13 protein-coding genes are annotated in these 13,216 nt (G+C 74.0%); 3 read left to right on the forward strand and 10 right to left on the reverse strand.

Going from position 1 to position 13,216, the window contains the following annotated elements; translation table 11 throughout:
• The first annotated feature begins 16 nt into the window (after positions 1-16).
• The 3 genes from A6V29_RS12685 to A6V29_RS12695 all read left to right on the forward strand — a co-directional run bounded on the left by A6V29_RS12685 (position 17) and on the right by A6V29_RS12695 (position 2,138).
• A complete protein-coding gene (locus tag A6V29_RS12685; protein ID WP_137160632.1) occupies positions 17-1,039 on the forward strand; it encodes a glucose-6-phosphate dehydrogenase assembly protein OpcA in 1,023 nt (340 codons plus the stop codon).
• Positions 1,036-1,803 carry a 6-phosphogluconolactonase gene (pgl, locus tag A6V29_RS12690; protein WP_137160633.1) on the forward strand — a complete coding sequence of 256 codons (768 nt, stop codon included), beginning with the start codon at positions 1,036-1,038 and terminating at the stop codon, positions 1,801-1,803. Before A6V29_RS12685 ends, pgl begins: the two co-directional genes overlap by 4 nt.
• A gap of 152 nt (positions 1,804-1,955) precedes the next feature.
• Positions 1,956-2,138 (forward strand): hypothetical protein, encoded by a 183-nt coding sequence (locus tag A6V29_RS12695; RefSeq protein WP_137160634.1) that lies wholly within the window; start codon positions 1,956-1,958, stop codon positions 2,136-2,138.
• Positions 2,139-2,147: 9 nt separating this feature from the next.
• Here A6V29_RS12695 and A6V29_RS12700 read toward each other — a convergent pair whose 3' ends face one another.
• The 10 genes from A6V29_RS12700 to uvrC form a co-directional block, all read right to left on the reverse strand.
• Entirely contained in the window at positions 2,148-2,489 is a 342-nt protein-coding gene (locus A6V29_RS12700) for an RNA polymerase-binding protein RbpA (RefSeq protein WP_137160635.1), read from the reverse strand.
• Between the two features lie 126 nt (positions 2,490-2,615).
• Entirely contained in the window at positions 2,616-2,849 is a 234-nt protein-coding gene (gene secG / locus A6V29_RS12705; protein WP_212719352.1) for a preprotein translocase subunit SecG, read from the reverse strand.
• 71 nt (positions 2,850-2,920) lie between these two features.
• Positions 2,921-4,708, reverse strand: coding sequence for an ABC transporter substrate-binding protein (locus A6V29_RS12710; protein WP_137160636.1), 1,788 nt, complete (start codon positions 4,706-4,708; stop codon positions 2,921-2,923).
• Positions 4,709-4,759: 51 nt separating this feature from the next.
• Positions 4,760-5,596, reverse strand: a complete 837-nt coding sequence (gene tpiA, locus A6V29_RS12715; protein ID WP_137160637.1) for a triose-phosphate isomerase — start codon at positions 5,594-5,596, stop codon at positions 4,760-4,762.
• 12 nt (positions 5,597-5,608) lie between these two features.
• A complete protein-coding gene (locus tag A6V29_RS12720; RefSeq protein WP_137160638.1) occupies positions 5,609-6,808 on the reverse strand; it encodes a phosphoglycerate kinase in 1,200 nt (399 codons plus the stop codon).
• A gap of 5 nt (positions 6,809-6,813) precedes the next feature.
• Positions 6,814-7,818 (reverse strand): type I glyceraldehyde-3-phosphate dehydrogenase, encoded by a 1,005-nt coding sequence (gene gap / locus A6V29_RS12725; protein ID WP_137160639.1) that lies wholly within the window; start codon positions 7,816-7,818, stop codon positions 6,814-6,816.
• Between the two features lie 199 nt (positions 7,819-8,017).
• Positions 8,018-8,998 (reverse strand): DNA-binding protein WhiA, encoded by a 981-nt coding sequence (whiA, locus tag A6V29_RS12730; RefSeq protein WP_137160640.1) that lies wholly within the window; start codon positions 8,996-8,998, stop codon positions 8,018-8,020.
• 136 nt (positions 8,999-9,134) lie between these two features.
• Complete coding sequence (locus A6V29_RS12735) at positions 9,135-10,088, reverse strand: gluconeogenesis factor YvcK family protein (protein ID WP_137160641.1); 954 nt, start codon at positions 10,086-10,088, stop codon at positions 9,135-9,137.
• Positions 10,088-11,005, reverse strand: a complete 918-nt coding sequence (rapZ, locus tag A6V29_RS12740) for an RNase adapter RapZ (RefSeq protein ID WP_137160642.1) — start codon at positions 11,003-11,005, stop codon at positions 10,088-10,090. The genes A6V29_RS12735 and rapZ overlap by 1 nt, the downstream gene beginning before the upstream one ends.
• Positions 11,002-13,044, reverse strand: a complete 2,043-nt coding sequence (gene uvrC, locus A6V29_RS12745; protein WP_137160643.1) for an excinuclease ABC subunit UvrC — start codon at positions 13,042-13,044, stop codon at positions 11,002-11,004. Before uvrC ends, rapZ begins: the two co-directional genes overlap by 4 nt.
• Positions 13,045-13,216 lie beyond the last annotated feature (172 nt).

Here is a 13,216-nt window from a genome sequence, read left to right on the forward strand (position 1 = left end):
GGACCGAGGAGGAGCCGTGACGACGCTCTGGGACACCACCGGTTCCGCGGTGGTGAAGGAGCTGGCCGCCCAGCGGCGGACCGGCGGCGCGGTGCTCTCCGGGGTCGCGCTCACGCTGGTGGTCGTCGCCGACGAGGCCGGCGTGACCGCGGCGGAGGAGGCCGCCACCTACGCGGCGGAGATGCACCCCTGCCGGGTGCTGGTCGTGGTGCGCCGGCAGATCGAGGCGCCGGTGCCGCGGCTGGACGCGGAGGTGCAGATCGGCGGGCGGCTCGGCCCCGGCGAGGCGGTCGTGCTGCGCATGTACGGGCGCCTGGCCCTGCACTCGGAGTCGGTGGTCCTGCCCCTGCTGGCCGCCGACGCGCCGGTCGTCGCCTGGTGGCACGGCCCTCCCCCCGACCGGCTGGCCACCGACGCGCTCGCCGTCTTCGCCGACCGCCGGATCACCGACAGCTCGCTGGCCGACGACCCGCGCGAAGCGCTGCGGATCCGCGCCGAGGACTACGTCCCCGGCGACACCGACCTCACCTGGACCCGCAGCACCGCCTGGCGGGCGGTGCTCGCCTCCACCCTCGACTCGGTGGCGGGCCGTCGCGGGGACCTCGTGCGGGTGACCGGTGGCCGCATCGAGGGCGACCCGCACAACGCCACCGCCCAGCTCCTCGCCGGCTGGATCACCTCGCGCTGCGGCTGCGACATCGAGGTCGCCGACGGCACCCGGGACGCCGGTCCGACCGGGGTCGAGTCGGTCGTCCTGCACCTGGACCAGGACGAGGAGGTCCGGGTCACCTCCGACCACCGGGGCGGCGCGGTGATCAGCCAGCCCAACCGGCCCGACGGCACCGTCGCCCTGCCCGAGCGGGCTCTCGGCGACCTGCTCAGCGAGGAGCTCCGCCGGCTGGACCCGGACGAGCCCTACAGCGACGCCCTCGAGGGAGCCACGGGGCTCACCGGGCTCACCGATCGCTCCCCCGAGCGGGAGCACGTCTGGTTCGACCCGTCCGAGGCCGAGGACGACGTGCAGCAGGGGGCGTCGTGAGCCCCACCCCGGACGTGGTCGTCGAGCCCGACGCCGAGCGGCTCGCGCGGTCCGTGGCCGAGGCGCTGGTGGCCCGCTTGGCCGCTGCGCAGGCGGTGCACGGGACGGCGTCGGTCGTCCTGACCGGCGGCACCATCGGCACCGCCGTCCTCGAGCGCGTCGCCGGCCTGGCCGCCGAGCCGGTGCGGGAGACGGTGGACTGGGCGCGCGTCGACGTCTGGTGGGGCGACGAGCGGTACGTCCCGCGGGACGACGACGAGCGCAACGAGAAGGGGGCACGGCGGGCGCTGCTCGACCACGTCGGCGTCGAGCCCGCTCGCGTGCACGCCATGCCCGCGTCCGACGACGGGTTCGCCGAGCCCGAGGAGGCCGCAGCCCGGTACGCCGAACAGCTCGCGGCGGCGGCCGGGGGCGACGGGGAGCTGCCCCGCTTCGACCTGCTGCTCCTCGGCATGGGCGACGACGGGCACGTCGCGTCGATCTTCCCGGGCACTCCGGGTGTCGACGACGACAGGCCGGTGTTCGCCGTCCACGACTCGCCCAAGCCGCCACCGACCCGGATCAGCCTCGGCTTCACCGCGATCGGCACCGCCGAGGAGGTGTGGCTCGTGGTGGCCGGGGAGGGCAAGGCCGCCGCGGTGGCCGAGGCGCTGTCCGGTGCCGAACCGAGCCGGCTGCCGGCCGCCGGCGTGCGCGGTCGCCGGGCCACGCGCTGGCTGCTCGACGCCGCCGCCGCGAGCCGGCTGCCCGGCGCCCCGAGCTGACCCGGACGCTCCCCCTGCCCCACGGTGGGTGACGGCGGGCCGCACGCGCAGGAGCCGGGCCGGCGGCCGGCTACCGGAGAGAACGGGTCGCGGCCACCCTGGCCGGTGCACGGGGACGCGAGGTGCCGCGGCACCGGGAGGAGCGCCCGCTCATGACCTCGACCGATCAGCGCACGGCCGCCGTCCTGCCGTCGCCCCGCTCCGGTGCACCGGACGATGCGTCCGGCCGCGCCGACCCGGAGCGCTCGCGGCGCGCCGCCCGGCGCCCCGACGAGTACTGGGACTGCCTCGCCTGCGGCTGGCGCAGCCGGGACGCCGACGAGGCGTCCCGCTGACCCGAGCGGTCAGGCGCCCCGGCGGGCGCGGAGCCGGCTGAGGGCCTCCTCGAGGAGCGCGTCGCCGTCGGCGTCGGTGCGCCGCTCCCGGACGTAGGCCAGGTGGGTCTTGTACGGCTCGGTGCGCGGCGCCGGGGGCGGGTTGCCCTGGTCCGGGCCGGCCGGCAGGCCGCAGCGGGGGCAGTCCCACAGCTCGGGGATGTCGGCGTCGTCGGCGAAGGCGATGCGGGTCTCGTGCCCGTTGGCGCACCAGAACGGCAGTCGCCGACGTGGTGCGGCCTCGCCGCGCTCCGCCTCGCCCATCGGACCTGCTCCGACCCGGCTGCCCCGGATCGCGTTGCCACCAGCCACGAGCGCTCCCTGATCTCCGGTCCCGACGTGGTGCAGATCACCACCGCGGGCGAAGTCTAGAGCCTGGAGAGGCGATCCCCGGTCACGATTTCGTCCCGTCCGCCGCAGACCGACGGCGCCGCGCCGTCAGACCTTGATCAGGATGCCGAGCGCGACGATGCAGACGGCCCAGATCAGGGCGGTGAACACCGTCAGCCGGTTCAGGTTCTTCTCGACCACCGACGAACCGGCGAGCGACGAGCTGGCCGCGCCGCCGAACATGGAGGACAGGCCGCCGCCCCGGCCGCGGTGCAGCAGGACCAGCACCACGAGCAGCACGCTGGTGAGCACCAGCAACACGTTCAGGACGACCTCGATCATGACCTCTCCAGTCTGGTGGCCGGCGCGCGGCGCCGGACCTCGGGAACGAGCGTAACGGACGGCGCTCGCGGTCAGCGGACGCCGGCCGTCGCCAGGTCGTATCCGGAGTAGGGCCGCATCACCACGCCGTTGCGCAGCCGCTGGCCGGCGACGAGCTGGACCCGGCTCTCCGCGAGCGGCACGTAGGCGTTCGTCGCACCGGCCGCTGCCGCCACGGCCTGCCATGCCTCGCGGCCGGCGTCGCCCCCGGAGGCGTCCGCCGCGCGGGCGGCGTCGATCAGCTCGTTGATCGCGGGGTCGTCCAGCCGGGCGAAGTTCGGGTTGCCGACCCGCCGGATGCTGCGGCCGTCGAGCAGGGGGCTCAGCAACGAGGCGGCGGTCGGGAAGTCGGGCGTGGAGGTCACGAGCACGATGCCGTAGCCGTTGGCGACGACGCTGTCGGGGTTGCCGACGTCGGTCGCGTAGAAGGTGGCCGGTTCCAGTGGCCGGACCTCCACCTCGATGCCCACCTCGGCCAGCTGATCGGCCACCACGTCGGCGACGTCCAGGCTGACCTGGGAATCGGGTACCGCGAGGACCGTGCCAAACCCGTCGGGCGCCCCGCACTCCGCCAGGTGTGCGCGCGCGGCGTCCAGGTCCCGGCCGCTCCCGTCCCCCTCCGGACCGCCCCCCAGCGCCCGGGTCCACAACCGGGACGTCGGCATCGCGGTGGCTTCCCCCAGTGCCTCCTGGACCTCCGCCCGGTCGATCGCGGCCGCGACGGCGGCACGGCAGGCCGGATCGTCGAACGGCGCCACGCCGGCGGGCAGTGCCAGCAACCGCAGCGCGCCCGTCGGCAGCTCGTCCACCCGGTCCCGGAGATCCTCGTTGTCCTCCGCCTCCAGCCGGGCGACGGTGAGCGGCTGCACCCCGGACCCGGAGATGTCCACGTCCGCCGACCCGGCGAGCAGGGCCTGGTCGCGCTCCACGCCCGTCAGGTTCGACCGGACGATCACGGTGTCCGGCAAGGCGGTCCGGACGTCGTCGGTGGCCGGGTCCCACGCGGGGTTGCGGTCGAGCCGGATGCCGGTCGCGGTGTCCGCCGAGGTGATGGCGTAGGGGCCGGAGGACACGGGGTCGATCCCGTAGTCACCCCTGGTGTCCGCCTCCACCGGGACGGGGCTGCTCGAGGGCAGCGCCAGCACGTAGGGCAGCTGCGGCGCCGGGGCGCGCAGCCGGAAGACGATGGTCCGCTCGTCGGGGGTCTCGACCGAGACCAGGTCCTCGGGGTCGTCCTCCTCGGCGGAGTACGGCCCGGGATAGGGGTTGGCGGGGTCGTCCAGCAGGTCGACGACGTACGTCGGCCCCCCGACGATGACGTCGGAGGCGAACGAGCGCTGGATGCCGTACTTCACGTCCTGGGCGGTGATCGCCCGCCCGTTCTCGAACCTGACGCCCTCGCGCAGGGTGAACGTCCAGGCCAGCCCGTCCTCGGACACCGTGCCCAGGTCGGTGGCCAGGTCGGGCACGAGCTCGTGGGTGCGCCCGGGTTGGGAGGAGTACGTGACCAGCGTGCGGGTGTAGAGCCGCATCACGTTCCACACACCGGGCAGGTAGGAGCGCTGCGGATCGAGGCTGTCGATCGGCGGCGAGACCACGCGCAGCGTGCCGCCGGTCTCCTCCGACGGCGCCCGGACGCCGTCGATCCCGGCGTCCGGCTCGCCCTCGACGACGGGGACGTCGGCGCGGCCGCCGGCGCCGCCGAGGCAGCTCACCGCCAGCACGAGCACGAGCACCACGGCGGCCGCCGCCACCACGAGGCGGCGGCCCTGCGCCCACGCGGGCAGCCGGGAGACCAGCCGTTCGAGGGTGTCGTTCACGTCCTGTGCGTCCCGCTCCCGGTTCGTGCGGCCGGCGGCGGTCAGCGGGGGCTAGCCGACGTCGGCGGCGGTCCGACAGATCTGTGCGAACTCGTCGGCGTCCAGGCTGGCGCCGCCGACGAGCGCTCCGTCGATGTCCGGCCCGGCCAGGATCCCGGCCGTGTTCGCGGCCTTCACCGACCCGCCGTAGAGGATACGGACGGCGGCGGCCGGTTCGGGGCCGAAACGCTCGGCGAGCCACGCCCGGATCGCCCCGCAGACCTCCTGGGCGTCCTCCGGGGTGGCGACCTCGCCGGTGCCGATGGCCCACACCGGCTCGTAGGCGATAACAATCCCACCCCCCGCCCCGGCGCCGATGCCGGCCACCTGCTCGGCGGTGAGCCCGTCCAGCGAGGTGGCGCCCTGGTCCCGCACGTACTCCACGTGGCCGCCCGACCGGCGGATCTCCAGGTTCTCCCCCACGCACACGATGGGCGTGATCCCGTGCCGCAGCGCGGCCTGGGCCTTGACCGCGACCAGGGAGTCGTCCTCGCCGTGGTACTGCCGGCGCTCCGAGTGCCCGACCGTCACGTAGCTGCAGCCGAGGGCCGCCAGCATCTCCCCGCTGACCTCACCGGTGTAGGCGCCGGAGTCGTGGAAGGAGATGTCCTGGGCGCCGTAGCCGACCTCGAGCTTGTCGCCGGTGACCAGCGTCTGCACGCTGCGCAGGGCGGTGAACGGCGGGAGCACCACGACCTCGGCGGCGTCGAGCTCGGTCTCCTTGAGGGAGAACGCGAGCTTCTGCACCAGCCCGATCGCGTCGAGGTGCGTCATGTGCATCTTCCAGTTGCCCGCGATGAGCGGACGTCGCCCCTCGCGGGGGGCGGGAGCGCGGCCCTTGCGTGCCATCGGTCGGTCCCCTCAGTCGGTGAGCACCGCGAGGCCGGGGAGCTCCCGGCCCTCGAGGTACTCCAGCGACGCGCCGCCGCCGGTGCTGATGTGTCCGTAGGCGGCCTCGTCGAGCCCGAGCTGCCGGACCGCGGCCGCGGAGTCACCGCCGCCGACGACCGACAGGCCCTCGACGTGGCTCACCGCGTCGGCCACGCCGCGCGTGCCCTCCGCGAACGGCGCGAGCTCGAAGACGCCCATCGGCCCGTTCCAGAACACGGTGCGGGCCGCGGCGATCTCGCGGGCGAACAGCTCGACGGTGCGCGGGCCGACGTCCAGCCCCAGCTGGTCGGCGGGGATGGCCTCCACGTCCACCGTCGTCGTCGGGGCGTCGGCGCTGAACTCGGGAGCGCAGACGACGTCGACCGGCAGCACGATCCGGTCGCCGGCCTCGTCCAGGAGGCGCCGGCAGGTGTCGACCTGGTCGGCCTCCAGCAGCGACCTGCCCACCTCGTGGCCCTGCGCCTTGAGGAAGGTGAAGCACATGCCGCCGCCGACCAGGAGCTTGTCGACCTTGGGCAGCAGCGCCTCGATGACGGCCAGCTTGTCGCTCACCTTCGAGCCACCCAGGACGACGACGTAGGGCCGCTCCGGGTCGCTGGTGAGGCGGCGCAGGACGTCGAGCTCGGCGGCGACCAGGCGGCCGGCGTGGCGGGGCAGGCGCCGGGCGACGTCGTAGACGCTGGCGTGCTTGCGGTGCACCGCGCCGAACGCGTCGTCGACGTAGGCGTCGGCGAGCCCGGCCAGCCGGTCGGCCAGCTCTCCGCGCTCGGCGTCGTCCTTGCTCGTCTCCGCGGCCTCGAAGCGGACGTTCTCCAGCAGGACGACGTCGCCGTCGGCCAGCGCCGCCACCTTGGCCCGGGCGTCGTCACCGGCGACGTCGGCGGCCAGCGGCACCGTCGTCCCGAGCAGCTCGCCGAGGCGCGCTGCGACGGGCGCCAACGAGAACTGCGGGTCCGGGGCGCCCTTGGGGCGGCCCAGGTGGGCGGCGACGACGACGCGGGCGCCGGCGTCGCGCAGCGCCTGCAGGGTGGGCAGGCTGGCGCGGATCCGGCCGTCATCGGTGATGACCGGCGAGGCCGTCGTGTGGTCGAGCGGGACGTTCAGGTCGGTGCGCACGAGCACGCGCCGACCCGAGACGCCCTCGGCGATGAGGTCGTCGACGGAGCGCATGCCCGTCAGAGGGACTTTCCGACCAGCGAGACGAGGTCGACGAGGCGGTTGGAGTAGCCCCACTCGTTGTCGTACCAGCCCAGCACCTTCGCCATCGGGCCGAAGACCTTGGTGAGCTTCGCGTCGTAGATGCAGGACGACGGGTCGGTGACGATGTCGGAGGAGACGATCGGCGCGTCGGTGTAGGTCAGGTACTTGCCCAGCGGGCCGGCCGCGGCCTCGCGGTAGGCGGCGTCGATCTCGTCGGCGCTCGCCTCGCGGGACAGCTGCACGGTCAGGTCGGTGGCCGAGCCGGTCGGCACCGGGACGCGGATGGCGTAGCCGTCGAGCTTGCCCTTCAGCTCCGGCAGGACCAGGCCGATCGCCTTCGCCGCACCCGTGGAGGTGGGCACCATGTTCAGCGCGGCACCGCGGGCGCGGCGCAGGTCCTTGTGCGGGCCATCCTGCAGGTTCTGGTCGGCGGTGTAGGCGTGGATCGTCGTCATCAGGCCGCGCTCGATGCCGAAGGCGTCGTGCAGCACCTTGGCCAGCGGGGCGAGGCAGTTGGTGGTGCAGGAGGCGTTGCTGATGACGGTCTGCGAGCCGTCGTACAGGTGGTCGTTGACGCCCATGACGATCGTGATGTCGTCGTCGGTGGCCGGCGCGGAGATGATGACCTTCTTGGCGCCGCCGGCGTCGACGTGCTTGCGGGCGTCGGCGGCCTTGGTGAAGAAGCCGGTGGACTCGACGACGACGTCGACCCCGAGGTCCGACCAGGGCAGCGCGGCCGGGTCGCGCTCGGAGAGGACCTTCATGGTGGTCCCGCCGATCTTGATGCCCTCGGACGTCGCCTCGACGTCCTCGGACAGCCGGCCGAGGATGCTGTCGTACTTCAGCAGGTGGGCCAGCGCCTCGTTGCTGGTCAGGTCGTTGACCGCGACGATCTCGATGTCCTGGCCGCTGGCGGCGGCGGCACGCCAGAAGTTGCGGCCGATGCGGCCGAATCCGTTGATGCCTACCCGCACCGTCACTGCTGACCTCCACGTCGCGTTCGCGCTGTCGTCACGGGCCGCGCCGCGCGCGACCTCACTGCCGCCGAGCCTATCTTCCGCACCCCACCCCGGCTTCCCTCCCCGGGATGATCAGGAAACCTGATCATCCCGGCACCTCCCTCGCGGTCGACGGCGAGGGAGGACCCGGAACCGCGAGGGAGGACGGCGCAGCGAGCTGCTACTGGGTGAGCATGTCGTCGGTGACGACCGACTCGGTGTCGGGGATGCCGAGGTCCTTCGCCCGCTTGTCGGCCATCGCCAGCAGGCGGCGGATCCGGCCGGCGACGGCGTCCTTGGTCATCGGCGGGTCGGCGCGCTGGCCGAGCTCCTCCAGCGACGCCTGGCCGTACTCCAGCCGCAACCGCCCCGCCACGAGCAGGTGCTCGGGAGCGTCCCCGGCCAGGATCTCCATGGCCCGCTCCACGCGGGCGCTGGCCGCGACCGCGGCGCGGGCGGACCGGCGGAGGTTGGCGTCGTCGAAGTTGGCCAGCCGGTTGGCGGTGGCCCGGACCTCGCGGCGCATCCGCCGCTCCTCCCAGGCCATGACGGCGTCGTGGGCGCCCATGCGGGTCAGCAGCGCGCTGATCGCGTCGCCGTCGCGGACCACAACCCGGTCGGCGCCGCGGACCTCGCGCGCCTTCGCGGCGATGCCCAGCCGGCGAGCGGCACCGACGAGCGCCATCGCCGCCTCGGGGCCGGGGCAGGTCACCTCGAGCGAGGAGGACCGGCCGGGCTCGGTGAGCGACCCGTGGGCCAGGAACGCGCCCCGCCACGCCGCCTCCGCGTCGTTGAGGCTGCCGGAGACCACCGCCGGCGGCAGGCCGCGCACCGGGCGGCCACGCTGGTCGACCAGGCCGGTCTGCCGGGCCAGCCCCTCCCCGTGCTTGGCGATGCGGACCAGGTAGCGCACGCCGCGGCGGATGTTCCCGCCGGCGAGGACGCTCACGCCGCTCGTGTAGCCGTACACCTCGCTGATGTCGCGGCGCAGCCGGCGGGCCACCGAGCCGGTGTCCAGCTCGGCTTCGATCACCACCCGGCCGCCGACGATGTGCAGGCCGCCGGAGAACCGCAGCAGCGCGGTCACCTCGGCCTTGCGCTCGGAGGTCTTCGTGCACTCCACCCGGGAGAGCTCGTCCTTCACCATGGCGGTCATCGCCATGTCGTCCACCCCCACGTAGCGACGGGGCTCCCCGTCGTCGTCCCTCGCGCCTTCGCCATGGGCGGCGTCCCCTCTTTCCCCCTCGTGTGCGGCTGGGTCCGATAGTTCCGAAACCCGGCCGGAGTCCGCTAGTCGTTCAGCGCCGCCCGACCACGGAGGCCAGGGCAGCGGAGAGGCGCACCGGATCGTGCCGGGGCGCACCGTTCTGCTCGGCGACCGGAGCGAGCACGAGCTCGGCACCGCACCTGCGCACTGCAGACAGGAGACCACGGCGGTCAACCACCGACTCAGCATCGGCGATCACGCTGTGCAGTGGCACACCGCCCAGATGCGCCTCCAGCACGCTGACGTGCTCCTCCGGGGAGAAGCCGTCGGTCTCGCCCGGCTGCGGCGCCAGGTTGAGCACCACCACGATCCGGGCCCGCGTGGCGGCCAGGGCCGCCCGCAGCCGCGGCACCAGGAGGTGCGGCAGCACCGACGTGTACCAGGAGCCGGGGCCGAGCGAGATGACGTCGGCCTCCGCGATGGCGTCGAGCACCGCCTGGTGCACCGGCGGGTCGGCCGGCGACAGCTCGATGTCGCGCACCCGTCCCGGGGTGGTCGCGATCGCCACCTGCCCCCGGATGGTGCGCAGCCGTGTGGGGTCGTCCCGGTCGATCGGCTCGACGCGGGCGACCAGGTCCAGCGGAGCGTCGGCCATGGGCAGGACCCGCCCTTCGGCGCCCAGCATCTGGCACAGCTCGTCCAGCGCCCGCACGGTGTCGCCGCCGTACAGCTCCACCAGTCCGGTGAGCAGCAGGTTGCCCACGGAGTGCCCGGCCAGGCCGCCGGTCCCCCCGAACCGGTGCTGCAGGAGCGCCGCGAGGGTCTTCTCCCGCTCCCCCGCCCCGGCCAGCGCGTTGAGCGCCATCCGCAGGTCGCCGGGCGGCAGGACGGGGAGTTCACGACGGATGCGCCCCGAGGAGCCGCCGTCGTCGGCGACGGTGACCACCGCGGTCAGCTCGGGGGTGAGCTGCCGCCAGGCGGCCAGGGCAGCGGCGAGGCCGTGACCGCCGCCGAACGCGACGACCCGCAGGTCGGTGGGGCCCACTACTCGCGGCCCAGGTCGCGGTGACGGGCGACCGTGGCCAGCCCCTCGTCGGTGAGCCGGCGCGCGAACTCCTCGGCGATGGCGACGCTGCGGTGCTTGCCGCCGGTGCAGCCCACGGCGAGGGTCAGGTAGCGCTTGCCCTCGCGCCGGTAGCCGGGGATGAGCAGCCGCAGCACCTCGGTGTAGCGGTCCAGGAACTCCCCCGCGTCGTCCTGGGCGAGCACGTAGGCGCTCACCTCCGGGTCCTGACCGGTCCGCGGGCGCAGCTCGGGGACCCAGTGCGGGTTGGGCAGGAACCTCGCGTCGACGATCAGGTCGGCGTCCAGCGGCAGCCCGTACTTGAACCCGAAGCTCATCACGGTGGCGGTCAGCGGCTGGGTCCGCCCGTCGCGCTCGAACGCGTTCTCCAGCGTCGCGCGCAGCTGGTGGATGTTGAGGTCGCTGGTGTCGACCCACAGGTCGGCGTCGCCGGCGATGCCGGTGAGCAGGTTCCGCTCGGCGGTGATGCCGTCGATGAGCGTGCCGTTGCCCTGGAGCGGGTGCTCCCTGCGGTTGGACTCGTAGCGCCGCACCAGGACCTCGTCGCGGGCGTGCACGTAGATGATCCGCGGCCGGTTGCCCGCCTCGGCCAGCGTCTCGATCGCCTCCTGCAGGTCGCTGGAGAACGCCCGGCTGCGGACGTCGACCACCGCGGCGAACCGCCGCAGGTCACCGCGGGCACCCAGCTCGACCATCGGCTGGAGCAGGGCCGGGGGCAGGTTGTCGACGACGAACCAGCCGAGGTCCTCCAGGACCCGGCCGGCGCTCAGCTTGCCCGCCCCGGAGAGCCCGGTGACGACCACGACCTCGAGCGGCTGCACCTCGGTCGACGTCGGGTCCTCGCTGGGCGGGACGTCGCTCTGCGGTCCGGCAGTCATGACGCCACCCGGCCGACCTCGGCGGTCCGGCCCGCGTCGGGTCGCGGCGCGCCGCGCTCGGCCGGTCCCTGCGGCGCCGTGGTGGTCTCGACGAGCCCCGCGGCGTCGATGGCCGCACCGGACGGGTCGGCGGGCTCCGCGATGGCTGCCTGCACCGCCTCGGCGGTCCGCCGGCCGATGCCCGGGATCGCCATGAGCTCCTCCACGGTGGCGGCCCGCAGCCGCTTGAGCGATCCGAACTCCTTCATCAGCGCCTTCCGCCGTGTCTCCCCGAGCCCGGGGACGTCGTCCAACAACGAGGTCAGCATCGTGGTGGACCGCTTCTGCCGGTGATAGGTGACAGCGAACCGGTGCGCCTCGTCCCGCACGCGCTGGAGCAGGTACAGCGCCTCGGAGGTGCGCGGCAGGATCACCGGGTCGCTCTCCCCCGGCAGCCAGATCTCCTCCATGCGCTTGGCCAGCCCGCAGACGGCGACGTCCACGATGCCCAGCTCGGCCAGCGAGCGGGCGGCCGCCGCGACCTGCGGCGCCCCGCCGTCGACGACCAGCAGGTTCGGCGGGTAGGCGAACCTGCGCGGCCGCCCCTCCTCCGCGGCGACGCCCTGCTCGTCGCGCCGGTCCTGCTCCTCCTTGAGGTGCCGCGCGAACCGGCGGCGCACCACCTCGGCCATCGCCGCGGTGTCGTCGGTTCCGTTCGTGACGGAGAACCGGCGGTAGTCCGACTTCTTCGGCAGCCCGTCCTCGAAGACCACCATGCTGGCGACGACGTTGGTCCCCTGGACGTGGCTGATGTCGATGCACTCGATGCGCAGCGGGGCGTCCGGCAGCTCCAGCGCCTCCTGCAGCTCGCTGAGCGCGAGCGAACGCGCGGTGAGGTCGCTGGCCCGCTTCACCCGGTGCCGGGCGAAGGACTCCTTGGCGTTGCGCTCGACGGTCTCCATGAGGTTGCGCTTGTCGCCGCGCTGGGGCACGCGGAGCCTGACCCGGCTGCCGCGCAGCTCGCTCAGCAGCTCCTCGTAGATCTCGGCGTCGTCCGGCAGCTCTGGGACGAGCACCTCCTTCGGCACGCTCTCCCCGGCCTCTGTCGCGCCGGTCTGCTCGTCGATGCCGCCGTACACCTGCAGCAGGAACTGCTCGACCAGCTCGCCGGTGGTCACCGCCTCGACCTTGTCGACGATCCAGCCGCGCTGACCGCGCACCCGGCCGCCGCGCACGTGGAAGACCTGGACCGCGGCCTCGAGCTCGTCCTGCGCGAACGCGACCACGTCGGCGTCGGTGCCGTCGCCGAGCACGACGGCCTGCTTCTCCATCGCACGCTTGAGGGCGCCGAGGTCGTCGCGGAGCCGCGCCGCCTTCTCGTACTCCAGGTCCGCCGCGGCTGCTGCCATCTCCCGCTCGAGCCGCTTGATCATGGACTCGGTCTTGCCGGCCATGAAGTCGCAGAAGTCGTCGACGATCTTCCGGTGCTCCTCGGCGCTGACCCGGCCGACGCAGGGGGCGGCGCACTTCCCGATGTAGCCCAGCAGGCAGGGCCGGCCGATCTGGCCGGCCCGCTTGAAGACGCCGTTGGAGCAGGTGCGGGCCGGGAAGACGCGGGTCAGGGTGTCGAGGGTCTCGCGGATCGCCCAGGCGTGGGCGTAGGGCCCGAAGTACCGGACGCCCTTCTTCTTGGGGCCGCGCATGACCTGCAGCCGCGGGTACTCCTCGTTCAGCGTCACGGCCAGCGACGGGTAGCTCTTGTCATCGCGGTAGCGGACGTTGAACCGCGGGTCGAACTCCTTGATCCAGTTGTACTCGAGCTGGAGCGCCTCGACCTCGGTGCCGACGACGGTCCACTCGACGCCGGACGCCGTCGTCACCATCTGGCGGGTGCGCGGGTGCAGGCCGGCGACGTCGGCGAAGTAGCTGTTCAGCCGCTGGCGGAGGCTCTTGGCCTTGCCCACGTAGATGACCCGGCCACCAGGGTCCCGGAACTTGTAGACGCCCGGGCTCTCCGGGATGGAGCCGACCGCGGGGCGGTACGTCGAGGGGTCGGCCATGCCTCCACACTAGGTCGGGAAGGTGACAGGCCGCCCGGGTCGGGGCCCGGGCGTCACAACCGTCACAACGCAGCGCGGCCGCCCTCCGCGCGGCGCCGTCGCGCCGCCCGCTGCGGTCAGCCGACGGGCTGGGAGCGCCGCACCCCGAGCGCGGGCACGCGGGCCGCGAGGG

The organism is Blastococcus sp. CCUG 61487, from assembly GCF_005222955.1.
In the GTDB taxonomy this organism is placed as follows: Bacteria; Actinomycetota; Actinomycetes; order Mycobacteriales; family Geodermatophilaceae; genus Blastococcus.

Excerpts from the sequence above, each read along its gene's own strand:
- A6V29_RS12695 (WP_137160634.1), top strand. The coding sequence starts at position 1,956 with ATGACCTCGACCGATCAGCGCACGGCCGCCGTCCTGCCGTCGCCCCGC.
- secG (WP_212719352.1), bottom strand. The coding sequence starts at position 2,849 with ATGATCGAGGTCGTCCTGAACGTGTTGCTGGTGCTCACCAGCGTGCTG.
- tpiA (WP_137160637.1), bottom strand. The coding sequence starts at position 5,596 with ATGGCACGCAAGGGCCGCGCTCCCGCCCCCCGCGAGGGGCGACGTCCG.
- A6V29_RS12720 (WP_137160638.1), bottom strand. The coding sequence starts at position 6,808 with ATGCGCTCCGTCGACGACCTCATCGCCGAGGGCGTCTCGGGTCGGCGC.
- whiA (WP_137160640.1), bottom strand. The coding sequence starts at position 8,998 with ATGGCGATGACCGCCATGGTGAAGGACGAGCTCTCCCGGGTGGAGTGC.
- rapZ (WP_137160642.1), bottom strand. The coding sequence starts at position 11,005 with ATGACTGCCGGACCGCAGAGCGACGTCCCGCCCAGCGAGGACCCGACG.
- uvrC (WP_137160643.1), bottom strand. The coding sequence starts at position 13,044 with ATGGCCGACCCCTCGACGTACCGCCCCGCGGTCGGCTCCATCCCGGAG.